We start from the raw sequence: 17,116 nt of genomic DNA, 5'->3' as shown, positions 1-17,116 counted from the left end.
CGGGGCGGATGCGAAGGGAGAGCGCGCTCTGCCGCTTGCTTGACGTCCGCCGGACCTTCGTGCAGAAGTGCGCGTCGGAGGAGCCCTTCCACGCATGTCCCGGCGCGACACATGGCTCACGGTGATCGATCGGTTCGATCCAGAGCTCTCGCCACGAAACCCTGCGTGGCGCGCGCCGCGAAGCCGGAGCCCTGCGGGGACGATCTGCGAGTGGCTGGACATTCCGCGTGGCATCCCGCGGCTCCTCGTGACGGGCACGATCGGGACGGGCAAAACCACGGAGCTCCAGCGCATCGCCGAGGAGCGGACCGGCAAGGAGTTCGTGGTCTTCGTGGACCTCGAGCGCCATTGCTCTGAGGTCGTGCACGACGCGCAGGCGATCGAGCGCGTGAGCCCCTGGGAGGTGTGTTTCCTCATGGGCGTCGCGCTTCTTCGCGCGGCCGAGGAGCGCCTCGCCTACGAGCTCCCCGAGGCGCACCGCAAGGACCTGGAAAAACGATGGGCGGCGCTCGCGAAAAGGACGAACGCGGATGCGCCGCCGCAGATCGACATCGCCTCGCTCGCGAAATCGATGGTCGTGCTGGCATCCTCCGCCGCCGCTGGCGCGCCCGGGGCCGTGGGTACGGGGCTCCAGGTGCTCAAGGCCGGCGCGGAGGCCGTGAAGTGGACGGCGCCCTTTGGCAGAACGCGAGAATCGCTCGCGGACCAGGAGTCCGACGTCCAGGCATTGCTCGATTGTGTCAATACGCTGATCGGACTCGTGCAGCAGCGCGGATCACGCGTGCTCTTCATCATCGACGGGCTCGACAGGATCCGCGATTTCAACCGCGCAAGGGCGCTCTTCCTCGATTCGGTTCTCATTTCGCAGCTCGCCTGCCCCATGGTCGTCTGCGGTCCCTTCGCGCTGCGGCATCATCCGGCGACGGCAGCCATCCGGGGATTTCACGATGTCCCATCGCTCGTGAACGAGCCGGTCCTCCGCAAGGACAACCCGAAGGAACGGGGGCCTGGGGTGGCGTTTTTCCGGGAGCTCTTCGCGCGGCGTGTGGCGGATCTCCCGGGCGGGCATCAACTCTTCACGGCAGAGCAGATCGACAACCTCGCCTACTACTCCGGCGGCCGAGCGCGGGAGTTCGTGAAGTTCGTCTTTCGCATCGCCGGCCTCGCCCATCGGGAAGACCTCGTGCAGGCCACGGACGAGCTCGTGGAGCGCGTGCTCGAAGAGGCCCGGCGGCAGCGCGAGACGGGGCTCAACAAGGGCCACATCCGGACGTTGGAGGAGATCGCGAAGGATCAGGATCATCGGCTCCCCGAGGGCAACCTGGCGCAGGAACTCCTCACGTACGGCACGCTCTTGCCGTATCCGAACGACTCGGAGTGGTATTTCCCGCACCCGCTCCTGCTCCGGCACATGATCAAATTGTGAACGACTGGATCGAAGAGATCCGCCTGGGCCTTCGGCTGAGCCCGCGAGGCGTCCTCATCCTGGTGGACGAAGCGGTGCCCGAGCGACTCGGCGGGCTCGTGCGCGCGCTGCTCGTCGACCATCCCGATCTCGAAGTGCTGGCAAGGCCCGCCGAGCTGCCCACGCTCGCCGACGGCTCGGTCGTGGTGCTCGTACCGGAAGCCGAGGACGCGTCCTGGCTGAACATGAACCGCCCGGTCTTCGCGCGAAAATCGCTGAAGGTCGTGCTGTTCTGTCGGCGCGAGGTCACGGAGGTGCTGGCCCGGGAGGCGCCCGATTTTTACGATTGGATCGCGCAGCGGCACGAGTGTCCGCCGGGCGTGGCGGAGCATGCGGTCTTTGGGATCCGGCAGGCGCTGCGGTGTCGGGCGCCGGGGATCTTGTTTGCGTATGGGAACGAGCATCGGTCCCTGCAGAATCAGCAGGCGCGAATCGAGCGGTTCGAGCGGATCTTTCGAGAGGCTTTGCCGGGACGGAGCCTCCGGTGGATCCATGCGACGAAGCCCTATGCGGAGATCGTTCTCGAAATCCAACATGCAGGGCGAGCGTGGGTCGCGTGTGACGTCACTAGGCGCAAAGAAGCCGAGCGGTTTCGGCTGGCTCTCATGGAGGCGCGGCGCAAGACGAGGGCAATCCTGCTCGTCCCCTACCCTTACGAGGATAGATTCTGGAACATCTTGGACGATGTGTGGAGCCAGCTCGACGAAGTGATAAAGCTGCTGGCGAATGCGGGCGCCACACATCCAGGACGGCTCGCAGCGGTCTCGGGACAGGAGACGGTCGTAATCGGATACCTGATCGAACTGTTACGGAGGGGCTATCCAGAGCATGAACTCCTCGAAGCAATGCTCTGCTCCGCGGACCCGGGCGCGAGGCTCAGCGATAGGATTCTAAGCGCTGGCCTGGAGCGGGCACCCATCCAGGGTCATTTCATCGTTCCTTCGGTCCAGCGCTACCTCGGCAAACGCATCGGGTTGTGGCGTCCCTCTCGGCGCCCAGCTCGAGAGGTCGAAGGGTGGGAATTCGCGGATAGAGACGGCCCCTTTTCTCTCCTCCAAGGCCGCGCACTGCGGATCGAATTCCTCCTCTGTCAAGGTGAGCGGCTGCCAGAGCGCTGGATCGACCTTTCGCGACTCGCCTACGAACACGGTGATTTCGAAGCCGCTGCAGTATGGGCAACGCGATCGCTGACTATAAGGGAGAACGCGAACGCCTACTTTCTGCAGGGTATCGCACTGCTGGAGTTTGGACGCATCACCTGGGAGGCCGGTCTTACAGAGGCGACGACGTTGATGCCGACAGCCTGGAACGCGCTCCTCCGTGCCGAGCAGATGCTCGACCCCGACGTGCCGCCCGAGGACATGCTCACGCTCTATTCGCGGCTCGCTGAAATGGAGTTAAGTCGCGGCATTGCACCAGGGAACGTCTGGCAGATCCAGCGCGCAGTCATGCTCGTGGACGAGCCGCGAGCCCGGCCAAAGGATCTGAGGCGCATCGCGGAACTGCTGCGGCGCACTGGCGACGTGGAGCGTGCTGAGGCGATCCTGACGTCGGCACTTGGAAGAACGGGAGATCGTAAGGAGCGCGCGCAGATCTGCTTTGCGCTCGCTCAGTGCGCACACGCGCGGAAGAGCTTCGAGGAAGCTGATGCGATCGCTGAAGGTCTGGCGAACGATCACAATACGTCTTCCTACAAGGACCTGCGATTCGACATCGACCACTTCCGGACCCGGCTACGCCTCGAGCGAGGTGAGCCGCGGGAAGCTCTCACGATCGCCGATGCCGCATTGAAGAGAGAGCACCCGTATTCCTCGGCTATCGCCCCGGAAGGCATTCACCGCGTGCCGCTCGTTGCCATCGCGCTCAACCGCGCCGGACGCGCCGCAGACGCCGAGGTCTTGCTCCGTAGGCTCCTCGCGCTTCCGGTCGAGCCGGACTTCGAATCTCGGTTCCTCGGCCTCGCGTCCCGCGACGCGCTCCTTGCCTTCGTGCGCGACACGGAGCTTCGCATCCAGCTTCACCCCCAGAACCGCAAAGAACTCTGGAACGAGCTCGCCGCCGCCCTCCGCTCCCAAGGTCGCCACCTCGAAGCCGCCGAGGTCGAAGCGCAACGCGACCGGGATCTCGGCGAACCTCCGCCCGCCTCGTGAGCTTGACAACGCACTCACCCCATGCCTCGTCCCCCGGGACACGCACGGCCCTTCCTCGACGCCTCCGCGCCCCCTCGTGCGTCACGCACGACCCCTCCTCGACGTGAGGATCCACCCCCGCGCGCCACGCAAGATGCTCACTCGCCGCGCCGAGGGACCTCCGTGCGTCACGCACGCCCCTGTCACCCCCGCGCCGGGCACCCCACATGCGCCACGCAAGATCCCTCCTCCCCGCGTCGATCCCCCCTCTCGCGTGAGCCACGTCGCTCGCTCCCCCCTTCGAGCGACGCCCTCTCGCTGTCCGTCAGCCTTCGCTGCCCGACGGCCCCTCGTCTCCGTCGTCGTTTCGCTTCCGGCGCGGCTTCGTCGCCGCGAGGAACGATGCGACGCGCTTCGGCTGCCCGGGGAAGTGCTGGAGCAACGCGCCCTCCAGCTTGTCGATCTCCACGTTGATCTCCCCGATGTAAAGCAACTCCGACGTCCCTTGCAGCGCGAGCGCGGACATCGCCGCCTCACGCTCCTTGCTGTTCGTCTCCAGCGTGTCTGTCGCGTTCGAAAGGCGCGGCGTCCACTTCGTCGCGAGCGCCGCGCCCGGCTCGCGCCCGAGCTCCTCGATCCACGCGCGCCCTTGCTTCACCTCCCGATCGACCCCGAATGCCTGCGCGTCCGAAGGGGTCACGCCCACGAAGAACCGCGTGTAGGGCGGACGATCGCGCCGCCCCTCCGATTCGTTGACGACATCTCGACCGAAGCTCGCCGTCTCCGCGTCCCAGCGCGCGTCGGCCACGGACAGACGCGCCCTCGCCCGCCCGAGCGCGCGCTCCAGCGCGCGGCGCTGCGCGGCGAGCCCGTCCCCCTTCTGCGCCAGCGCGTCCCATAACGGTGCGAGCGGCCGCGTGATCGGATCACTGTCGAGCGCGCTCGTGATCGCGGCGCAGATGTCCGCGGCGGTCTGGGCCGCCATGTCTTCGCGGAGATGTGTGGCCATAGGCTCCTCCCTGCGGGGTCGAAGCTACCATGCACGGGCGCCGCGCCGTCAACGTCCGCCGGAATATCGACCCGCGGACTTCCGTTTGGTAACGTTCACGTTCCGCCAGGGGTGCGGGGGAAAAGCGCATGTCGAGCACGCACAAGGACCTGAAGGTCCGTATGGTCCAGCAGCTCGCGGACGTCTTCGGTCGTGTCGTCGGCTTGAAGCGGACGGGACGGCTCGACGAAGCGGTGGAGCTCGTCCACACGACGGCCATCCATCTCTTCGGCCCGATGTGGGAGACGCTCTCGCGGCACGACGCATCGAGCGCGGCGATGATGCTCGGCAGCCGCGAGAAGGTCTCTGCGTGCGCAATGCTCACCCAGCATCGGGCCGAGCTCGACGATTTGCGCGGCGACGTGTGGAAGGCGCAGACGGGCTACAAGCGCGCGCTCGAGCTGCACCTCGAAGCGGCGCGGCTCGGCGCCGACGTCGACGTGCCGACGCGATCGGCGCTGAAGGCGCTCCGGCCGCGGGTCGACGAGTCGAAGCTCTCGAAATCGTACCAGATGCAGCTCGAACGAATCGCCGGCCTCCGCTGAGCCGCGGAAGCGCTTGACAGCGCCGAGGAACTTCCGTGTCCTCGCGTCACTCCTGCCGCCATGCTGAGCGCTCGCCTCCTCCCGCTCCTTTGCCTCGTCTCTCTCGCCGCGTGCCGCACGCCCGACAGCGCTTCGCCTCCGCCGCCCGCGACGGCCACCGCCGCGGCGACCCCGAGCGCCGTGCCCGCCCCGATCGCGAGCGCCGCCCCGGCCCCTTCCACGAGCGCCGCGCCCGTTCCTGCGGCTCCGCCCGAGCCTTGTGGCGAGATGGGGTGCCTGCTCTACGACACGCCCCAGGCCGCGTTTGCCGCGATCCTCGCGGAAAACCCGCTCATCCTCGGCATCGGCGAGTCGCACGCGCAGAAGGGCAAGGAGGGCATCCCCACGGCCACGAAGCGCTTCACCGACACGTTTTTGCCCATGCTCGCCGGCAAGGCGAGCGACATCGTGCTCGAGATCTGGGTGTCCGAAGGCAAATGCGGGAAGGAAAAAGAGGCGCAGGTCGCGGAGCAGCAGAAGCCCGTCACGCAAGGCCAGGCCAAGACGAACCAGAACGAGTTCGTCACGCTCGGCGACGCGGCGTACGCGCTCGGCGTGAAGCCCCATATCCTGCGTGCGAGCTGCGCCGATTACGACGCGATCGTGAAGGCCGGGCCGGATTCGGTCATCGTCATGCTGGAGATGATCACGCGGCTCATGGATGAAAAGGCCAAGGCCCTCGCCTCCCGCAACGCGAACGCCGGCGCGGGCAAGATGGTCCTCACGTACGGCGGCGCCATTCACAACGACCTCACCGCGCGCCCCGGGCGCGAGAAGTGGACGTTCGGGCCGGATCTCGCGGCCGCGACCGCGGACCGGTACGTCGAGCTCGACCTCGTGGTGCCCGAGTTCATTCAGGACAACGACGCGTGGAAGGCGCTGCCCTGGATGCCGCATTTCAAGCGGGACGCCCATCCCACGAAGACCACGGTCTTTCGACCCGCAAAGGGCTCGTTCGTGCTGATCTTCCCGACGACAGATCAGTAACGCCGACCACATCTCCAAATTTGCCGCGGCGCGCATTTCTTGCCTGACCTATTGTGCGCGGGCCCCAATTTCGTAGATGATGCGCTGCATTTGGCTTCGCAGCCCGTTCCATTCCGGAGGTTCGTTCCATGTTGCATCGGCGTCATCTTGCTTCGTTCACACTTTCGTCCCTCGCGCTGGTCCTCGGCGCGGGACTCGCGGGCTGCGGCGGCGACGAGCCGCTTCCGAACATCACGGGGTCGAGCAGCTCGAGCGGCACCGGTGGGCAGGGCGGCGGCGGCACCGGCGGCGTGGGCGGGGAGGGCGGCGTGGGCGGCCAGGGCGGCGGCGGCATGGGCGGCGGCGGCATGGGCGGCGGCGGCGGAATGGCGTGTGTCCCCACGCCCGAGGTCTGCGGCGACAACAAGGACAACAACTGCGACGGCGAGGTCGACGAGGGCTGCTGCACGCCGGGCAGCACGCAGGCCTGCTACACGGGCCCCGACGGCACGATGGGCGTCGGCGCCTGCATGGCGGGCGTGAAGACCTGCAACCCCGACGGCCTCAGCTACGGCCCGTGCGTGGGCGAGGTCGTCCCGGGGCCCCAGACGTGCGGCCTGACCGACGAGGACTGCAATGGCGTGGTCGGCGACGGCGCGGGCTGCCTGTGCTCGCCGGGCGCTTCGATGCCCTGCTACACGGGCCCGAACGGCACGCAAAACGTCGGCATTTGCAAGGGCGGCACCGCGACGTGCGCGCCCGACGGCCTCTCGTACGGCGCGTGCGCGGGCCAGGTCCTGCCGCAGGCCGAGACCTGCAATGCCGTCGACGACGATTGCGACATGTTCGTGGACGACGGCGCGAACTGCGCGTGCGCGCCGAACTCGACGAAGGCCTGCTACACGGGGCCGAATGGCACGGCAGGCGTGGGCCTGTGCAAGATGGGCATCGAGACGTGCGCGCCGAACGGCTCCGGATACGGGCCGTGCGTGGGCGAGATCGTGCCGACGCCGGAGAACTGCGCGACCAGCGGCGACGACGATTGCAATGGCCAGGCGCCTGCGTGCACCGGCGACACGAGCTGGGTGCGGACCTTCGGCAACAACCAGGCCCAGATCGTGCTGGCCTCTGCGACCGATACGCAGGGCAATGGCGTCGTCGCCGGCAGGTTCTCGGGGGCGATCACCCTCCCCGCGCCGATCGGCACGCTGACCAGCACGGGCAACGACAACCTCTTCGTCATCAAATACAATTCGGCGGGCACCGTCGTATGGGCGAAGAAGTACGGCACCGCGGCCGGGCAGGACGTGTCCAGCGTTGCCATCGACAGCGCGGGCGACGTGCTCATCACGGGCGAGTTCCTTGGCTCCATCGATTTCGGCGACGGGGCGCTCACGAGCAACATGGGCTCGCGTGATATCTTCGTGGCGAAGCTCGCCGCTGCCACGGGGAACCAAGTCTGGAGCCAGGCCATCGCGAACGCGTACACGCAGGAGGAGGCGAGCGTCGCGGTCGACGCGGCGGACAACGTCTACGTCTCCGGCACGTTCTCGGCCAACCTCACGATCGGCGCGCACGTCATCTCCCCGAGCGCGGGGGGTGGGCTCGAGCTCTTCGTCACGAAGATGGACAAGAATGGCACGGCGCTCTGGGCGAAGGCGTACACCGGGCCGGGGACGCAATACATTTACGACCTCGCGGTCTCGCCCGCCGGCGACATCGCGCTCGCCGGCGCGTTCCAGAGCAGCCTCGATTTCGGCGGCGGCAAGACGCTCACGAGCGTCGGCGGTTATGACATCTTCGTCGCGAAGCTCGACACCATGGGCAACCCCGTCTTCGTGATCGGCGCGGGCGACGCGGAGCTCCAGCGCGCGAACGCCGTGACGATCGACAGCGCGGGCAACGTGCTCGTGACCGGCGAGTACAACGGCTCGATGGACCTCGGCAATGGCACGGTCACGAGCGGCGGCGCGGAGGACGTGTTCATCGCGAAGTACAGCCCTTCCGGCTTCCACATGTGGAGCAAGACCATGGGCGGCATCAGCACGCAGCGCGGCAAGGACATCGCGGTCGACGCGTTCAACAACGTGCTCGTCACGGGCCAATTCTGGGCCACCACCAATTTCGGCAAGGGCGACGTCTCGTCGAACGGCGAGCACGACATCTTCGTCGCGAAGTACAACCCCGCCGGCACCGCGGCCTGGACCAAAAAGTTCGGCGGCGGCCTGACGGAGTCGGGCGAGACCATTGCCGCGGACAGCTCGGCCAACGTGTGGATCGGCGGCAGCTACCGGAGCAACAACGTCCTCTTCGGCGACGGCACCTTCACGACGAACGCGGGCGGCGAGGACGCGGTCGTCATGAAGCTCGCGCAGTGATCCGAATGTAACGGAAGGACACACCCTTCAACGCACGCCCGCGGCTCGCAGAGGGCCGCGGGCGTGCGCGCCTCGCTCATCCGCTCACGCGTTCACTCGCTCGACGCCTCGTCGCCGGGGCGCGAGAGCATCGGCTCCGAGGTGCAGTCGCGCTCCTCCGTGACGTGGCTGAAGACCACGCGCCGCGCGGTCTCCGGCCGCGGGAATCGTACGAGCACGTATGGATTCGTGAGCGCCTGCGTCACGAAGCAATGGGGGCCCGGTTCGAAGAGCCGGGTCTCGATCGTGAGCGTACGCCCGTCCGTGGATTGCCCGATGTACGAGATGTCGGCCTCGTAGCCGCCGGTCGGCATCGTGCCGGGCGCGTACAGGATCACCCATTCACGCTGGAAATCGAGGTCTTCCGGCGGCCGGCTGCCGACGAAAGCCTGGTACATCCGCGGCGACGTCAGGAGGGTCCGCAGCTCGCCGCGCGGCCGGCCGGAGGCGCGCACTTCCAGCTCCGTGAAAGGCACGGCGATCTCGCCCGGGTTCGGAGCCCGCGGCGCACGTCTGCTTCCTTCCCTGGCCAAGGCGTCACCGAGGGCCGTGCACGAAACGATCGCCACGAGAGCCCAGCCGAGCACGTTCTTCCGGGAAAACGTCTTCATGATTCCCCCAGGGCGAGGTGCCCGGCAAGAGCCGGGCCGACCAGGCTGGACCACGCATTCCGCTTTTCCAGCTCCCCGAAGGTGGAATCACTCGGCATTCCGAATTCGAAGAAAGCCCAGGTTCGGGGCGGCGGGCGCGGCGCTGGGCCATGGACGGGCGGCGGGCCGCGCGCTAGGCTCAGCCTGCTCGTCGCCTGGTCTGGAGAGCACGATGATGACGATTTCGCGAGGCAAGCGCCTTTCCCTCGGCCTCCCGGCTGCGCTCATGGGTCTTTGGCTCGGATGTGGCACCCCTGTCGTGCCCACGAAGAGCGAGCCGGTCCCGGCGCCCACGACGCCCGAGCCGGACCAGGGCCCCACGCCGTCGGTCCCGGGGGCCGAGGCGCCGCCGGCCTCGTGCGCGCACGGGCTCGAGGCGCGCGCCTCGGTGGACGTCGCCCGCGGCGCGTCCGCGTTTTTCTACGAGGACCGGCCCTCGCTCGGCAGGCTGGATGCGGGCGCGGGGTACGTGTACCTCGATCACGACAGCCAGAAAGCATTCGTCGCGCGGCTCGAAGCCTCGGGCGCGGCGAAGAGCGTGCGCGAAATTGTATTCCCGGACAAACACGAGCGCTCGCACGTCGTGGGGGCCTTCCGCGGGAGCGACGTCGTGGTCGCGTCGGTCGTGTATCACGCGCAGCAGGAGGCCGATATCGAGCTGGTGCGGCTCGACGCGCAGGATCGCCCGCTCTGGTCGGCGCGCGTCGATCCTTCGCCGCGGCTCGACGGCACGCCCGCGATCGCGTGGGGCAAGGACGAGATCGCCGTCGCCTGGACACGCGGCCCCTATCCCATGCACGAGTCGGTGCGTGTCGCGCTCGTCGACGCGAAGACGGGCAAGGTCAAGCGCACCTTCGAGCTCTCCACGGGCGAGAATCCCGGCGTCCCCTCGATCGTGTGGGACGGCGAGGCGTACTGGGTCGGCTGGCATTCGCGCGAGACGCGCGGCACGATCGAGATCCGTCGCCTCACGGAGAATGGGCTCTCGGGCGTGGGCGCGACGCTCCAGGGCGGGGTCAATCCTTTCCTCTTGCCCACGCCCGCGGGCCTCGCCGTCGCCTGGGATCAGGACCACAAGATATGGCTCGCGGTCCTCGACGCCGCGGGCCATCCCAAGCTCGCGCCGCGGGTCGTCGCGACACACCCCGACCCCATTGCGTCGCCGCGCAAGCCCGTCCTCGCCTGGGACGGCGTGCGGTTCGCGGTGGCCTACGAGGCGCATTTCCACGCGTCGGTCATCGTCGCGCGGGATCCGGAGGCGCTGATCACGATTGTGGATCCGAATGGCGGCGCGGCGCCGCCGCTGACCCTGCACGACAAGGATTCGTCCGGAGAAATGCCCGCCGTCCTCTGGATCGGGAAAGAATGGCTCGTCGTATACAACCGGGATCGATTGCAGAAAGGGAAAACGCCCGAGGTCGTGGCCGCCCGCCTCGCCTGCCGTGAAGCCCCGGCGCCGAGCGAGACGACCCCGGCGGGCCCGTGTGATGCGCGCACGCGTCCCGCGCCCGAAGCCTTGCGCCTGCAACCAAACACGGGCGCGGCGTCCGTCCTTTCGCTCGACGACGGCGGTTGGGCTGCGCTCCGCCTCGAAAAGGAGGAGATGATTTTCGTGCGCGTCGATCGCGAAGGAAAAACCACGACGCGCGCCGTCCTTCCCGCGGCGGCAGGTCGACGCGAGCCAACGCTCGCGCGCGTGCCCGGGGGATTCGCGGCTGCGTGGATCGACGAACAGGGCGGCGTCGAGGTCGGGAGAATCGACGAGGCCGGCGCCATGCGGAAAACGACGCGCCTGCCCGGAGACCCCATGACGAGCCGGCCTGGCCTCGCCTGGACGAGCAAGGGCCTCGTGGTCGCCTACGCGCGCGGGGGCGCGGTCGTGACGGCGCTACTCGACGGCGCCGCGCGTATCGTCTCGCAGCCCGCCCCGGCGGCACGATTCCCCTTCCAGCCCGGCGATTGCGCGCTCGGCCATGGCCCGAAGGGGCTGCTCGTCGCGTGCGTGACCGGCACCGAGCGGACCGAGACGAGCGTGATCCGCGTGGCGCGCCTCGACGACACGGGAAAGGCGATCGGCGCCCCGTCGCTCGCATCCGGGCCCTACGCCTTGCTGCGGAATCCGTCCGTGATCGGCACGGCCGACGGCTTCTTGATTGCCGCGACCGGGCCTTTCGCGCGGGAAGTCGTCACAATCGAACTCGGGCCGAACGGCGAGGTGCGCCGGCCCGAGCGGAAGCTCCTGTCGAGTTATGGGTATGGCGCGTTCGGCGCCGCGGTGACCGGCAAAGACATCGTGGTCTTCGGGATCGACGGGCAGACGCTCGCGGAGCGGACAGTTTGTCCTGAATGAACGTCAGGCCGAAGCGCTGACGCGGATGGGGAACTGGTCCATGGTGCGCATGATCGGGTGCATCCCATAGACCGGCTCGCCCGCGATCTCGATCGTCGGATACCGCGCGAACAGGCTCTGGAGCGCGATCTCAGCCTCCATGCGGGCGAGCGAGGCGCCGAGGCAGAAATGGGGGCCCAGCCCGAACCAGTGGGTCCCCGTGTGCTGGCGGCGAATGTCGTACGTGTTCGCATCGGCCAGATACTCCGGATCCCGGAACGCCGACATCAGGAACAGGAAGACGGGTCGGCCCCGCTCCAGGTGGACGTCCCCGTACGCGAATGACTCCGTTGCATACCGAACCATCGGCACCCGGCCGAAGATGTTGAACCGGAGGGTCTCGTCGAAGGCATTCCGCGCGAGGCTCGGGTCATCTCGCAAGATCGCGAGCTGCTCGGGGTGCTGGAGCAACGTCAGGATCGCCTGATTCGTCCCGTGGTACGTGGTGTCGGTGCCGCCGACGAGCAGACCCGCGACGAGCGAGACGAGCTCGGCGTCGGAGAGCCGATCCTGCTCATCACACGCGTTGATGAGTTCGGTCGTCAGGTCGTTCGGCATCGGGTTCGCCCGGCGATCGGCGATGACGGCGCGCACGATCGCCATGCCGCGCGAGATGATCGGCATGCACGCCGCGAATTGCTCGGGCGAGAGCCCCGGCATGATCGTGGAGATGAGGGCCTCGGCGAAAGCCACGAACTCCGGCACGTGGTCCGAGGGGATGTTCAGGATGCTGGCGATCACCCGCACGGGATATTGCCGGGTGAATTCGGTGGAGATGTCGACCTCGCCCTCCTTCGGAAGCTTGTCGAGCAGCGCGGCGATGATCGCCTTCACCTTCGGGCGATGCGCCTCGACCGCGCGGGGGCCGAACGTTGGGTTCAGGAGCTTGCGCAGCCGCGCGTGCGCCGCCGGGGGGACCATGAAGAGGTCGTTTTCGCGTAGCGCCGCGAATTCGGGGAAGGCGGACTTCAATTCAGGAGGAAAGCCGGCACCGAGGGTGGGATCGACTCCGAGCCTCGACTCTCGCAGGAGCGCCATGCAATCCCGGTAGCGGAAGAAGATGTACCCGCCTCCCTGTTCCCAGTGGTAGACGGGCGACTCTTCACGAAAGCGAGCGAGCAAGGGGTGCGGATCCTTGGTGAACGAAGGATCCATGGGATCGTAACGCAGAGGTGCGGGCGTCGTCATGAGCGTATGCATAGCACGCCATGACGACGCCCGCCGGACGTGGAAAATTACTGCACGAGAATCATCGAGCTGCGCGGCGGCAAGTTTACGGTGGGTCCACTCACGGCCTGACCCGTGAGCAAGTTCGTAAGGTTGCCGCTCGGCAGGTTTCCGACGGATCCCTGCGTGTCGCCGCGGTTGATGGCAACGTAAACCGTCTCGGTCGAGTGCACCATCTTGTAGGCCATCGTATCGTTCGAGGCCCATAACGACGAGCGCTTGCCCCGCCGGAGCGCGACGTGATCCTTGCGGATCTGCCCGAGCTTTTCGAGGTGCGTGCGGAGCAGGGTCTGGCCGGCGGAGTACCCGTTCCATTGCATGAACCGCCGGTTGTCCGGGTCACCCGCGCCGGGCAAGCCGATCTCGTCGCCGTAATAGATGAGCGGGACGCCGCGCGTGGTCATGATGAGCGTGAACCCGTTCGCCATGCGCTCGAATGCGTCCTGCCCGGCGGGCAGACCCGGCTGGTTTTGCCAGTTCATGTTCTTGCCGCCGTCCCAGGAATCGCTCCAGAGCGGGTTTTGCTGGGCCAGGTGAATGACACGGGGCAGGTCGTGGTTGCCGATGAACGTGCTCATGACGCCGTTCCCGTAGGCGTCGTCATTGCCATTCAAGAAGCCTTCGAGCTGCTGCATCGTGCCCTGGCGCATGAGGACCTTCGAGCAGATCTCGGCGCGGAGCGGGAAATCGAACTGGCCGTCGAGCATGGTCGACGGATTGACGTACTTCTTGATGAGCGCTTTGTCGCCCGTATACGTCTCGCCGACCATGTAGAAATGCTTGCCCGTGACGGAGTCGATCTCGGCCGTGACGCGCGAGCGGAGATCGGTGAGCCACGACATGTGCATGTGTTTCAGCGCATCGAGGCGGAAGCCGTCGATGCCTGTCTGCTGCCACCACCAGACCATGTTGTCGATGCTGTACTTGCGCGCCGCCGCGTTCTCGTAATTGAAATCGGGCAGGTAGGGCGTGAACCAGCATTTTTCGGTGGTCGCGCCGTCCCAGGAGCAGCCCTCGCCGCAGACGCAGTTGCCGCCGCTGCCGTTCGTGTTCGGCCAGAACCAGCTCGTGTTGTCCTTGTAGACCTGCGCCGAGTCGTGCGCGTGGTTCGCCGCATAATCGATGAGGACGGTGATGTTCACCTTGTGCGCCTCGTCGACGAGTTCCTTCAGCTTCGCCATCGTGCCGAAGCGCTCCTCGGCCTTGTAAAAATCCTTCGGCCAGTAGCCGTGGTAAGCGCTGTAGTTCTTGCCGTCGTTGCCGAAGCCGGCGAGCTCGGTGTTGTCGATCGGGACCGTGAGCCAGAGGGAGTTCACGCCGAGCTTCGTGAAATACCCGTCCTTGATCTTGTTGATGACGCCCTGCCAGTCGCCGCCCTGGTAATTGGACGCCGTCGGGACGTTCGGCACGGCCGCGCCGTTGTTCGAGGGGTCGCCGTCGAGGAAGCGGTCCACGAAGACGAAATAAAGGACCGCGTCGCGCCAGGCTTCGACGGGGCTGTCCTCCGGCGGATCGTCGCACGTCCAGGGGTCACAGGTCGTCGGCGAGACGAGGCTGTTTTTCCCACCAAACCCGTCGTCGATCGTGTTCGGGTTTCCCGGGTCATTGATCCAGTTGTTCCCGTCGATGACGAACTTGTACTGGACGGGCTGGTTGTAGGGAATCGGGACGGTGGCTTCCCATTGCCCGTTCGCCTTCGTCATGGAGACGCCCACGTCCCAGCCGTCAGCGGCGAAATTGCCGCGCACGACCACGCTGGTCTGGCCCATGTCGGCGAGCGTGAAGATGTATTCGCAGCGCTTCAAGCTATCGTCACACATGGGCGGGCCCGGAGGCTCGCCGCCGCCCGCGCCGCCCTGGCCCGTAGGGCCGCCCGCGCCGACGCCGGAGCCGGAGCCGCTGAGCACCGGGGGTTTTTCCCCGGGATCGTAGCCGCCCAATCCATCGGGCGGCTGATAACCATTGAGTTCGTCGCTCGAACAGGACGCCGCGCCGAGCAGTGGCGCGACGAGGAGGCCCGAGAGGGCGAGCGCTGTGAACGTATTCATCGAAGTTTTCATTCGGAGGCCCGTCAAGGTGAGGGGTTGCGGCAAGGGCTCCCCGCGCGCACGAGCACGCGGAAGGAGTGGGCTTCGAGCGGAACGGCGCCGCCGGCGGTGATCTCGATCGTCTCGCCGGAGAGGACGTCGATGTAGTTGCCGAGCGGCACGGCGCCGGTCGGCACGGAGACGAGCGCCGTCTTGCGCGCGAAAAACACGAGCACGGGATCCCCATCCCCCGCGTCCCGCAAATAAGCATATTCGTCCTTGGTCGCCACGATGGGCCTGCGCGTGCCCGTACGGAGCGCAGGCGAGCAACGGCGCAAATGGCCGAGCCTTCGGACGAGATCCCGCACCTCCGATTGCAAAGACCCGATCGCCAAGGGATCCGGCATCACCCGGCGCGCGTCCGGATCCCCCGCGCCCGCGAGCGCGAGTTCGTCACCATAATAGAGGACGGGCAGGCCGTGGAGCGTCAGGATGAACGCGAGCGCCATCTTCGCGCGCGCATACACGATGGGATCCGTCGGCTGCGCGGGTTTGTCGTACCAGGGGTCGTTCGCGCCGTCGCCCGTCACCTCGGAGACGAACCGCGACGTGTCGTGGTTGTCGATCATGCGGCCGAGCACCGCGCCCGAGCCAACAATAGCCGCGTCGGTCGAGACGAGGATGTCTTCGAGCTCGGAGAGGCTTCCGCGGTCGAGGCCAAAGACCTCACGGAGCTTCCACATGAGCGGGAAATCGAAGGCACCGGAGAGGCTATGCGGGCCCAGGAAATACCGAATGCTCTCGATGCCGACCGCGCCGGGGCCGGTGAAGACCTCGCCGATCGAAAAGAGCGCGTCTTTGCCGGCCGCAAGGCGGCCGAAGGCGTGCGTGATCCGGCGCGTGGCCGCGCGCGGCATCATGGGGACCGCGTCGATACGCACGCCGTCCGCGTCGAACTCCTTCATCCAGAAGACGGCGTCGTCGACCTGGGCCCGCATCGAATCGGGGTGCTCGAATCGCACGTCGGGCATGTACGAGGTGAACCAGCACGTGGAGAGCTTCTCGCCCCAGCCGCAGCCGGGCGAGCCACACACGCATTTGTCGAGGCCGTCGTTGAACCAGCCCTTGTTCCGGTTCGCGAGATATCGCTCGTTGTGCTCGTAGACGTGATTCGGCACGAGGTCGAAGATCACGCGGATCCCATGCCGATGCGCTTCGTCGACCATGGTGTGCAGGGCGTCCTCGCCGCCGATGCGCGGCTCGACCCCGCGTGATTCGAGCGGCCAGTAGCCGTGATATCCCTCATAAGGCCGGCCGTCGCCGCGGCCCTCGCGGATCTCGATGGGATTCGTGTAGACCGGCGAGATCCATAGCGCCGTGACGCCGAGCTCGTCGAACGTGCCGCGCTCGATTTCCGTACGCACGCCGTCGAGCGTCCCGCCCGCGCGGGAGCCGGATTTGTCCGGAGGCAACGGCGCGAGCGGCGCGCCCCCGTCGCCGCGGAAACGGTCGATCATGAGGTGATACAGGAGCCCCTCGTGCCACGCGTTCTGCGCCGGATCGACCCACGCGACGGCGATCTTCGGGCTCGCCTCGGCCCCGGATTCGTCGGCGCCGCGAAGGGTGAACGTATGCTTGCCACGGCCGAGCCCGCGCGCGACGAACGTGAATCGCCCGTCTGCCGCCTGGGCATTCCAGGGCAATATCTCGCCGCCGCCCCGATGCTCGGCCCGCAGCGACGCAGGGTCGAGCGCGGATCCCTCGGGCGACGCCAGAAAGACGCCGCTCACGGTGACCTCGTCGCCGGAGACATCCACGGCGTCGACACGAATCTCCGGCGCGCCGCAGCTCTCGGCGATCGCGAGCGAGACCTCCTCCTCGCCCTTCCACGTGGTCAGCGGATTGAGCCTGTCGATCGAGCGCTTGCCCCCCTGGACCATGCGGTATCCGTACTCCCCGGGGGAAAGATTCAATGGGAGCAGAAACCATCCGTCGTCGCGTTGCTCCAGGGGCTTCGCCTCGGCCCAGCCGTCCCAGCTCCCCTCGACGCGGATGTCGTCTCCCGAGCCGGGTTCGGCCCAGATCACGGTCGCGCAATCACGCCGCGGGAATTCGGGTCCGCCGCAGCCCGCGGAGGCAAGCCCGAGCACCAAAACCCATGCGTGAAGGAAGGACGTCGTTCGCATGGCTCCTCGTTATGCATTACCACACCGG

General features: G+C 67.2%; 11 protein-coding genes. 6 read left to right on the top strand and 5 right to left on the bottom strand.

What is annotated here, in order from left to right:
* Positions 1-94: 94 nt before the first annotated feature.
* Both QHF89_RS19685 and QHF89_RS19680 read left to right on the top strand, forming a co-directional pair.
* Positions 95-1,426: an AAA family ATPase gene (locus tag QHF89_RS19685; RefSeq protein ID WP_136966425.1), complete on the top strand. Its 1,332-nt coding sequence runs from the start codon at positions 95-97 to the stop codon at positions 1,424-1,426.
* Complete coding sequence (locus tag QHF89_RS19680; protein WP_136966426.1) at positions 1,423-3,615, top strand: tetratricopeptide repeat protein; 2,193 nt, start codon at positions 1,423-1,425, stop codon at positions 3,613-3,615. The genes QHF89_RS19685 and QHF89_RS19680 overlap by 4 nt, the downstream gene beginning before the upstream one ends.
* 304 nt (positions 3,616-3,919) lie before the next feature.
* On the opposite strand, the gene QHF89_RS19675 is transcribed toward QHF89_RS19680, so the two are convergent.
* Complete coding sequence (locus QHF89_RS19675) at positions 3,920-4,603, bottom strand: hypothetical protein (protein ID WP_136966427.1); 684 nt, start codon at positions 4,601-4,603, stop codon at positions 3,920-3,922.
* A gap of 128 nt (positions 4,604-4,731) precedes the next feature.
* Here QHF89_RS19675 and QHF89_RS19670 point away from each other — a divergent pair, with 128 nt between their 5' ends.
* The 3 genes from QHF89_RS19670 to QHF89_RS19660 all read left to right on the top strand — a co-directional run bounded on the left by QHF89_RS19670 (position 4,732) and on the right by QHF89_RS19660 (position 8,570).
* Positions 4,732-5,187: a hypothetical protein gene (locus QHF89_RS19670; protein WP_136966428.1), complete on the top strand. Its 456-nt coding sequence runs from the start codon at positions 4,732-4,734 to the stop codon at positions 5,185-5,187.
* Between the two features lie 60 nt (positions 5,188-5,247).
* Positions 5,248-6,213 carry a hypothetical protein gene (locus QHF89_RS19665; RefSeq protein WP_284720705.1) on the top strand — a complete coding sequence of 322 codons (966 nt, stop codon included), beginning with the start codon at positions 5,248-5,250 and terminating at the stop codon, positions 6,211-6,213.
* A gap of 128 nt (positions 6,214-6,341) precedes the next feature.
* Positions 6,342-8,570, top strand: a complete 2,229-nt coding sequence (locus QHF89_RS19660) for a MopE-related protein (protein WP_136966429.1) — start codon at positions 6,342-6,344, stop codon at positions 8,568-8,570.
* Between the two features lie 92 nt (positions 8,571-8,662).
* On the opposite strand, the gene QHF89_RS19655 is transcribed toward QHF89_RS19660, so the two are convergent.
* Positions 8,663-9,220, bottom strand: a complete 558-nt coding sequence (locus tag QHF89_RS19655) for a protease complex subunit PrcB family protein (RefSeq protein ID WP_136966430.1) — start codon at positions 9,218-9,220, stop codon at positions 8,663-8,665.
* 211 nt (positions 9,221-9,431) lie between these two features.
* Between QHF89_RS19655 and QHF89_RS19650 the strand changes: the two genes are divergently transcribed.
* Positions 9,432-11,609, top strand: a complete 2,178-nt coding sequence (locus QHF89_RS19650) for a hypothetical protein (protein WP_136966431.1) — start codon at positions 9,432-9,434, stop codon at positions 11,607-11,609.
* A gap of 3 nt (positions 11,610-11,612) precedes the next feature.
* Here QHF89_RS19650 and QHF89_RS19645 read toward each other — a convergent pair whose 3' ends face one another.
* From QHF89_RS19645 to QHF89_RS19635, 3 genes are read right to left on the bottom strand one after another with little or no spacing between them, the layout of a single operon-like run.
* On the bottom strand, positions 11,613-12,836 hold the full coding sequence (locus tag QHF89_RS19645; RefSeq protein WP_284720704.1) for a cytochrome P450: 1,224 nt from the start codon (positions 12,834-12,836) through the stop codon (positions 11,613-11,615).
* Between the two features lie 47 nt (positions 12,837-12,883).
* On the bottom strand, positions 12,884-14,923 hold the full coding sequence (locus QHF89_RS19640; protein WP_284720703.1) for an alpha-amylase family glycosyl hydrolase: 2,040 nt from the start codon (positions 14,921-14,923) through the stop codon (positions 12,884-12,886).
* 23 nt (positions 14,924-14,946) lie between these two features.
* Positions 14,947-17,088, bottom strand: a complete 2,142-nt coding sequence (locus tag QHF89_RS19635; protein ID WP_136966434.1) for an alpha-amylase family glycosyl hydrolase — start codon at positions 17,086-17,088, stop codon at positions 14,947-14,949.
* Between the last annotated feature and the right edge of the window lie 28 nt (positions 17,089-17,116).

The organism is Polyangium sorediatum (genome assembly GCF_029946465.1).
Classification (GTDB): Bacteria; Myxococcota_A; Polyangia; order Polyangiales; family Polyangiaceae; genus Polyangium; species Polyangium fumosum.
Note: the sequence above shows the minus strand (reverse complement) of the source record. Positions and strands in the feature narration are given on the sequence as shown.

Excerpts from the sequence above, each read along its gene's own strand:
- QHF89_RS19640 (WP_284720703.1), bottom strand. The coding sequence starts at position 14,923 with ATGAATACGTTCACAGCGCTCGCCCTCTCGGGCCTCCTCGTCGCGCCA.
- QHF89_RS19655 (WP_136966430.1), bottom strand. The coding sequence starts at position 9,220 with ATGAAGACGTTTTCCCGGAAGAACGTGCTCGGCTGGGCTCTCGTGGCG.
- QHF89_RS19665 (WP_284720705.1), top strand. The coding sequence starts at position 5,248 with ATGCTGAGCGCTCGCCTCCTCCCGCTCCTTTGCCTCGTCTCTCTCGCC.
- QHF89_RS19650 (WP_136966431.1), top strand. The coding sequence starts at position 9,432 with ATGATGACGATTTCGCGAGGCAAGCGCCTTTCCCTCGGCCTCCCGGCT.
- QHF89_RS19675 (WP_136966427.1), bottom strand. The coding sequence starts at position 4,603 with ATGGCCACACATCTCCGCGAAGACATGGCGGCCCAGACCGCCGCGGAC.
- QHF89_RS19635 (WP_136966434.1), bottom strand. The coding sequence starts at position 17,088 with ATGCGAACGACGTCCTTCCTTCACGCATGGGTTTTGGTGCTCGGGCTT.
- QHF89_RS19645 (WP_284720704.1), bottom strand. The coding sequence starts at position 12,836 with ATGACGACGCCCGCACCTCTGCGTTACGATCCCATGGATCCTTCGTTC.
- QHF89_RS19660 (WP_136966429.1), top strand. The coding sequence starts at position 6,342 with ATGTTGCATCGGCGTCATCTTGCTTCGTTCACACTTTCGTCCCTCGCG.
- QHF89_RS19685 (WP_136966425.1), top strand. The coding sequence starts at position 95 with ATGTCCCGGCGCGACACATGGCTCACGGTGATCGATCGGTTCGATCCA.
- QHF89_RS19670 (WP_136966428.1), top strand. The coding sequence starts at position 4,732 with ATGTCGAGCACGCACAAGGACCTGAAGGTCCGTATGGTCCAGCAGCTC.